At 46.7% G+C, this 7,238-nt stretch carries 7 protein-coding genes; 1 reads left to right on the top strand and 6 read right to left on the bottom strand.

Annotated elements, in window-relative coordinates:
• Positions 1–48 precede the first annotated feature (48 nt).
• The gene (locus tag PN462_RS01010; RefSeq protein ID WP_272125979.1) at positions 49–1,497 is read right to left on the bottom strand and encodes a PP2C family protein-serine/threonine phosphatase; all 1,449 of its coding nucleotides are present in this window, start codon (positions 1,495–1,497) and stop codon (positions 49–51) included.
• A 592-nt stretch (positions 1,498–2,089) separates the two neighbouring features.
• Here PN462_RS01010 and PN462_RS01005 point away from each other — a divergent pair.
• Positions 2,090–3,058 carry a 3'(2'),5'-bisphosphate nucleotidase gene (locus PN462_RS01005; RefSeq protein ID WP_272125977.1) on the top strand — a complete coding sequence of 323 codons (969 nt, stop codon included), beginning with the start codon at positions 2,090–2,092 and terminating at the stop codon, positions 3,056–3,058.
• 12 nt (positions 3,059–3,070) lie between these two features.
• Here PN462_RS01005 and PN462_RS01000 read toward each other — a convergent pair whose 3' ends face one another.
• From PN462_RS01000 to pyrH, 5 genes are all read right to left on the bottom strand, one after another.
• Positions 3,071–3,337 carry a hypothetical protein gene (locus PN462_RS01000; RefSeq protein WP_272125976.1) on the bottom strand — a complete coding sequence of 89 codons (267 nt, stop codon included), beginning with the start codon at positions 3,335–3,337 and terminating at the stop codon, positions 3,071–3,073.
• The gene (locus PN462_RS00995) at positions 3,337–3,786 is read right to left on the bottom strand and encodes a hypothetical protein (protein WP_272125974.1); all 450 of its coding nucleotides are present in this window, start codon (positions 3,784–3,786) and stop codon (positions 3,337–3,339) included. Before PN462_RS00995 ends, PN462_RS01000 begins: the two co-directional genes overlap by 1 nt.
• Before the next feature lie 658 nt (positions 3,787–4,444).
• Complete coding sequence (locus PN462_RS00990; RefSeq protein WP_272125973.1) at positions 4,445–5,566, bottom strand: NAD(P)/FAD-dependent oxidoreductase; 1,122 nt, start codon at positions 5,564–5,566, stop codon at positions 4,445–4,447.
• Between the two features lie 135 nt (positions 5,567–5,701).
• The gene (gene frr, locus PN462_RS00985; RefSeq protein ID WP_272125972.1) at positions 5,702–6,250 is read right to left on the bottom strand and encodes a ribosome recycling factor; all 549 of its coding nucleotides are present in this window, start codon (positions 6,248–6,250) and stop codon (positions 5,702–5,704) included.
• Positions 6,237–6,959, bottom strand: a complete 723-nt coding sequence (gene pyrH, locus PN462_RS00980; protein WP_272125971.1) for a UMP kinase — start codon at positions 6,957–6,959, stop codon at positions 6,237–6,239. The genes frr and pyrH overlap by 14 nt, the downstream gene beginning before the upstream one ends.
• Positions 6,960–7,238: the final 279 nt, after the last annotated feature.

Genomic DNA, 7,238 nt, shown 5'->3' with positions numbered 1-7,238 from the left:
CCTCTGCCCTCTGCCCTCTGCCCTCTGCCCTCTGCCCTCTGACGCTGATTACTCCGTCACCTGCATCACCACCAACGTCATATCATCATGACGACGGTGGCCCTTACCCACAAACTGCTGGACTGCCTGAAACAAGTGATCATGAATTTGTTGAGCATTAAAACCCTCTTGACAAGCCCATTCAAAGGCTTTCGTCAATCCCGTCTCATTAAACTGCTGACCTTCAGCATTCATCGCTTCCGTTAAACCATCTGTATAGAAGATTACGGTATCGCCCTTGTCTAGTTGTACAGACCCATCTTCGTATTGAGAATCAATTTCTAACCCAATTAACATTCCCCAAGTATCCAGCTTAGAAATAGACTGACTTTTCGCTTGCCAGAATAACGGGGGATTATGGGCCGCATTGGTGAACGACAGAAGATGAGTTTTTGGGTCATATTCAGAATAAAACATCGTCAGAAAACGATGGGCGTTTTCTAAATCCGCGTACATTACCCGGTTCAGGTGTCGCAGGATTTTGGCCGGAGAGTGACGGTTTAACACTTCGGCCCGTAACATTCCCCTCGTCATCGTCATGATCAGTCCTGCGGGAACCCCTTTTCCCATCACATCCCCGATAACAATACTCCAAGGAGAGGAAACCGCTTGGGTGTTTTCAGGGTGAAATTGATCATAGGTGGTGGGGATGAAGTCATAATAGTCACCTCCCACCCGATTGGCGGTTTTGCAACTGGCGGCTAATTCCACCCCTTCAATTTGCGGACATTCCCCAGGGAGGAGATGATCTTGGATTTCTGAGGCAATTTCTAATTCTCGGTCTAATCTTTCCTTTTGCCGGAGTTCGCTGGCTAATTCATTATTAGCAATGGCTACCGCCGTTTGATCCGCCACCAATTGCACTAATTTTTTCCGGGTGGCCGTCCAACCATAATCAAGATCACGACTAAAAACATAGAGTCTCCCCCGTTCCTCATTTTTCACTAAAATGGGAGTCCCAAATAATTGCACCTCATTCCCTAAATAAGCCTGTAATTGTTCATCAAGAGAGGCAATGGTTTCCCAATTCAGCGTCGGGGAAACAGAGTCCACAGTATTGAGTTCCACCGGGGAAGACTGGGGGGGATTGACTTCTGCCTGTTTAATAACGTTTTCTAAGGCTTGGCGGATATCTTGACAGGCGTGGCCTTCTTGGCAGTGTAACTGTTCTAGATGAATTTCTCCATTGGGTTTTAACAATACTAATGCCCCCCCATCTGCATCCGTTACTCTCGCCACCATAAGCGGCACAATTTCTAAAAATTGATTGAGATTATTAAAACTGCGGAGGGCAAAGCCTAGCGAACTGAGCAAATTTTGAATTCGGTTTTGCTCTCGATGTAATTTAGCAACTAATTCTTTTAATGCAGACACAGGTGTTTCCTCGGTGGCTGAGTTGGGGCCAACTCCGTTGGCATTATGAGAGGAGTTAGGATGGGGGATCGGGGCAGCCGTCATGCTGTTTTTTTCAGTTTCTCAGTACGAACACACGAAGAATCAATCACGAAGAACCCAGTGAAGAAAGGGCTAAACTCCGCTCACAATATATCTAATTTAAGCAGGGTTTCGCTCATTTCCTCAAAAGATAACTAAAAGGTTGGATAATCATACCGCTATTTGTGAGAACCTGCCAACCTTTTGCAATCCTAGCGAGTCTCGACCCAAGCTGGGCAGTTTCGGTTCGCTGGTGTTTTTTTTGAGGCTGCACCGAGTCTAAACACGGTTATCATATTTTGGGGAATTTGTCAAATTTTTTGTTCTTTGTGAACAAGGGAACAGGGAATCGGGAATTGGGAATTGGGAATTGGGAATCGGGAATTGGGAATTGGGAATTGGGAATCGGGAATCGGGAATTGGGAATCGGGAATTGGGAATAATATATATATTGGCGTTAGGGAAAGCGCGTTACTGCTAATCGAGGGGATGTAAGACGGACTGGTAAAACTTAGGTTTTGTCAGACGCAATGCCCAATGAAATTAGAAGCCCTAACTATACTGCTTGCGGTTAGTTAGGGTAGTTCACAAGGAGTTTTGCAATTATTAAAGACGAATGTACGACCCAGACACTAAGGTGGCCGTGACGGCAGTGCAACAGGCGGCGCAGTTGTGTGAGGCAGTCCGTCAGCAACAGCAGTCCCCCGCTTATGAAAAATCCGATGCGTCTCCGGTGACGGTGGCGGATTTTGGGTCTCAGGCCATTATCTGTCGAGCGTTGTCGGATCGCTTTCCTACAGATGCGATTATTGCGGAGGAGGATGCGGCGATGTTGCGGCAACCGCAAAATCACGATCGCGCTTTAGCCGTAACCCAACAAGTCCAGCAAATTTTCCCAGAGGCCACCCCCCAGACGGTGATTGATTGGATTGATCGTGGGAGTAGCGCGATCGCACCCCGATATTGGACCCTAGACCCCATTGACGGCACAAAAGGCTATATTCGGGGAGATCAATATGCGATCGCTCTCGCGCTCATTGAAGAAGGCCGCGTCCAATTAGGCATCTTAGCCTGTCCGGCCCTACCCCAAACCCCAGACCAACCCCACGGGAAAAAAGGCGTATTATTCATCGCCAAGCGAGGCCAAGGTTGTCGAATGTCCCCCTTACAGGGCAACCCCTCCCACAGGATTAGCGTTAATTTTACCCGTCGTGACCTCTGCTCCATTGAAAGCGTTGAATCCGCCCACAGTGACCGCCAAGCCCAACTCCAACTCGCTCAAACATTAGGGATCACTCACCCTCCCCTCCAACTCGACTCTCAAGCCAAATATGGGGCCGTAGCCCGAGGAGAGGCCGATTATTATGTACGTATTCCCTTGCCAGGGTCGTCCCTACGACGGGAAAATATCTGGGATCATGCCGCCGGAGCCATTGTGGTGGAAGAAGCCGGGGGATGTGTCACCGACTTAGACGGGAAATCCCTCGACTTCTCCGTAGGGGCCAAACTTATCCGGAATAACGGCATTATCGCCAGTAATGGGGCAATTCATCAACGGATATTAACCGCGATCGCGCAATGCTAATCAACAAACTCATCAAGAAACACTCTCTCTCCTCCTGACTCGCACCGATTCCGGTGGAGTCGTCACGGGATCTAAATGAAAACGTCCAGACCATTCCCAATAACTCGATTTGGCAATTTCCACAGACGGGGCAATGGGGGGACGAGAGGGAGTAAACGGGGAGATTCGGTGGGCTGGCATTTCCTGATGGCAATGACTACAGTACCAATAAACTCCCGCAGCACGGATATGGCGTAACAGTGGATAACCACAGCATAAACAGGTAGCACGCTGATTCATTATGAAACTCCCGGTTGCTCTGTATATTCGTTTAAAAAGAGATGTAAGAGACGATCGTGTTTTGCGGCTTGCTGCAAGAGTCCGGTTGTGGCCAACTCCCCTAGAAAACGGGTACTGTTGGCCTCGGTATAAAAATTGTCACTGAGGACAAATCCTTCCCTTTCCAGAGTTTTTCCAACTAATAGTACGGCCAGGCTAAGTAAATCTAATTCAGGTAATAGATAATTCGGGTGACGCAGTAACCAGCAACACACTTGTGGATGGGTTGCTGCAACTTGATAAAGGGCTTGGGTTAAAACAGTTTCAATAGCTTGGGGATTGGGTAAAACCAGCAAAAAATCTTTGAGTGAGCGTAATAATGCCGGGTCTTGAGAAAGAAAAACATCAACCGCCAAACTAACACAAGATTGATAAGTACAAGAGGATGACACCATGGTTAAAAGTGGCATAAGACGAAGCTCTTGGGTCAATAAGGTGATCTCAGTTTGGGGAACAGCAGCAGGTAAAACTCTGTCAACAGAACCAGTAGTCACACAAGCCATAACGAATCGCCTTAATGGAAATCGGTTTCAGTGTAAAAAGAAAATGTGAGGATTTTGTGATAACTTACCTGAAATTTCCAGACTTTTTGACTGCCAAAACCGTAAGAGATTACTTTCCTAATTTCAGCTAAACCCCTTTGTGAAGAAAATAAGAAAAACTTGTGAAGGAAGTCCCAATATTTGGTTAAGAAAATGGGAAAAACTTGTGAAGACGAAGGGAGAAAACGCCCCATTTTCCCCAGTACAGGCGAATCAAGCGGGAAAATTAGTCAATTTTACGCTTGTGGCGATCGCTGAATCTGTTACCAGTAATTGTTACCAGTAACTGTCACTGATCATCAGTCTAGCTAAGAGGCAATCTGAAAGAAGCGAGAATCCACATCCTTTAAAGGCGTGGACTGTCAAGAAGGACACCCAAGAAAATCCCCATAGTATTTTTTTTTAAGTATTAATACTCAATCCACATCATCAGGGAGAGAAATCCCCTGTCTCTTAGTCGTTAAAAAAAATAACCTTCTACAGTATCAATCCCCCTACCTTCTGCCCTCTACCCTCTGGGGAAACCTTAACCTCGTCCAGGTAAAAAGCTCTTTTTCAGGACTTGTATCGCTTCCTCAGTCACATCACTATAACTGAGTTGGCCTACTAAAATTTGGCTCATAATATTAGCCGCCGTCGGACGTTTCACCCCTACCTTATAGCCAATTTTGGGGAATTTATAAAACAACCCGGCTAATTTTTGCGCCAGTCCCATATCATTCCCCCATGCTTCTTTGATCATTTGGGTATATTGGGGAATGGCGTTATCTTGTCCCGCTAAGGCTTGTCCAATTGCTTCTGCGGCCTTGACTCCGCTTAAAATTGCTGGCCGTATCCCTTCGGCTATTAACGGATCAGCTAATCCCGCACTATCCCCCACTAATACAGCATTTTGACCATGTAAGGGTTGGTCAGACCAAAGGACAATTTGCGAGGGTTGATATTGACTCGGATCGACCTCTAAACCCTGATTTTGGGCATAATTGAGGAGTTGTTTTTGTAAGTCTTGGGGTTTCCCTTTCCCTGTCATCAAGGCCCCATTGAGGGAAAAACCGTCTCCTGTGGGGAAACACCAGATAAAGCCATTTTTCAGCGAACCAAAGTCAAAGGCCGCTGTATCGGGATTTTCAGGTGGCTTTTCTAGGTTGAGGATACCACTGGGAATAACTTTGCGCTCTTTAAATCCCAGCCATTTGGCACAATTTCCATTAGCTCCATCCGCAACGATGATATAGGGAGCGTTTAATGTGCCTTGATTGGTGCTTATTTGCCACGTAGAGCCGTCAAAGGAGAGGTTAGTGACTTCTGTATTATCTTGGAGGGTTGCCCCGGCTGATTGGGCTTTATCGAGGAGGAATTGATCGAAGCGATCGCGCTTTACCATCCACATCGGCTCAGTTTTCAGTTTCGCCGACACCGGATCACCCCCCTGCCAAGTAAAGCGAACTTTATCTACTCGGGCTGCAATTACTGGGGAAAAATCAAAGTCAAACCAAGCAGCAATAGCAGGAGAAACCCCACCCCCACAAGCCTTAGAACGCGGTAAACTCGCCCTTTCTAACACCTGTACAGAATGTCCTTGTTTGGCTAAATGATAAGCGGCGGCACTTCCACCCGGACCCGCCCCAATAATAATACAGTCAGTCATTGTTGGTTTATTCTTTGTTCTTTGTGGTTGGTTGTTTGTTCTTTGTGGTTTATTCTTTGTTCTTTGTGGTTGGTTGTTTGTTCTTTATCCAAGGGAGGATAGGATGACTCCCCCCGTGGTTGTGACTAATTCAGTTTACAAGGTAGTAATGTCCTTCTCTTTGGCCTCAAGTAGTTCTTCGATTTGTTCTGTGTATTGGTCTGTGAGTTTTTGAATCTGATCTTGGAGATCGCGGGATTCATCCTCGGAAATATCGTGATTTTTTTCCTGTTTGCGAACCGTATCAATGGCATCTCGACGGACATTCCGAATTGAGACTTTGCCTTCCTCGGCCAGTTTCCCCGCTTGTTTCACTAACTCTTGACGGCGATCGCTGGTAAGAGGGGGAATATTTAAGCGAATCACCTGGCCGTCGTTATTTGGCGTTAAACCAATATCGGACATGGTAATCGCCTTTTCAATCATCCCCATACTGTTGGGATCAAAAGGTTGAATCAACAGCGTTGTCGCATCGGGGGTACTAATCCCCGCAATAGACTTCAAGGGAGTCTCACTCCCGTAATAGTCCACCATAATCCGGTCTAACAGGCTGGCATTGGCCCGACCTGTCCGAATGGTATTAAAATTGCGCTGAGTCGCCTCAACGGCTTTTTCCATTAAGTCTTCAGCTTCAGCTAACTTCACAGAAACCTCCTACTATAGTTCCAATCTGTTCTCCTTTGATCGAACGGACAATATTGCCGTGGACAGAGAGATCAAAGACAACAATCGGGATATTATTTTCTTTACACAATGCAATGGCTGTTCCGTCCATTACTCTTAGATCATGGGTTAACACATGAGCAAAGGTTAAACTGGTGTAACGTCGGGCATCGGGATTGGTTTTAGGATCAGAATCATACACCCCATCCACCTTGGTTGCTTTAAAGATGACATCGGCATCAATTTCTGCGGCCCGCAGTGCCGCCGTGGTATCGGTGGTAAAGAACGGATTTCCTGATCCTGCTCCAAAGATCACCACGCGACCTTTTTCGAGATGACGAATGGCCCGCCGTCGGATATAGGGTTCAGCAATATCTTGCATGGCGATCGCGGTTTGCACTCGCGTGGGAATTTCCATCTGTTCGAGTGCATCCTGTAAGGTAATCGCATTCATTACCGTAGCAATCATCCCCACATAATCTGCTGTGGCCCGATCCATCCCTGCTGCCGATGCTTTGACTCCTCTGAAGATATTTCCGCCACCGACGACAATGGCCAGTTGTACGCCTATTTTGACAACTTCTGATATTTCCTGAGCGATATTTGCAACTACCTTGGGATCGATCCCGTACCCTAAATCTCCCATTAAGGCTTCACCACTCAGTTTTAGTAAAACCCTCTGGTATGCCATCGGTTTTTGCGACCTGTGTTGGTTTATAAGTATCTTGCCTCAACTACGATAGCAGGTTTTTGCCCGTTCTCGTTGCAGTTGGACTCGATCTGCCCATTTTTTCTAGGGTATAGCAAAATTTTGATTTTGTTGTTGGTTGTTGGTAAACAAGGGAACAGTAAACAGGGAACAGGGAATCGGGAATCGGGAATCGGGAATCGGGAATCGGGAATAATATATTTGTGTTTTCCCCATCTCCCCCATCTCCCCCATCTCCCTCATCTCCCCCATCTCCCCCAT

The sequence above is a fragment of the Spirulina sp. CS-785/01 genome, assembly GCF_028330525.1.
In the GTDB taxonomy this organism is placed as follows: domain Bacteria; phylum Cyanobacteriota; class Cyanobacteriia; order Cyanobacteriales; family Spirulinaceae; genus JAQMSD01.
This window is presented reverse-complemented; position numbering and strand designations above follow the sequence as displayed.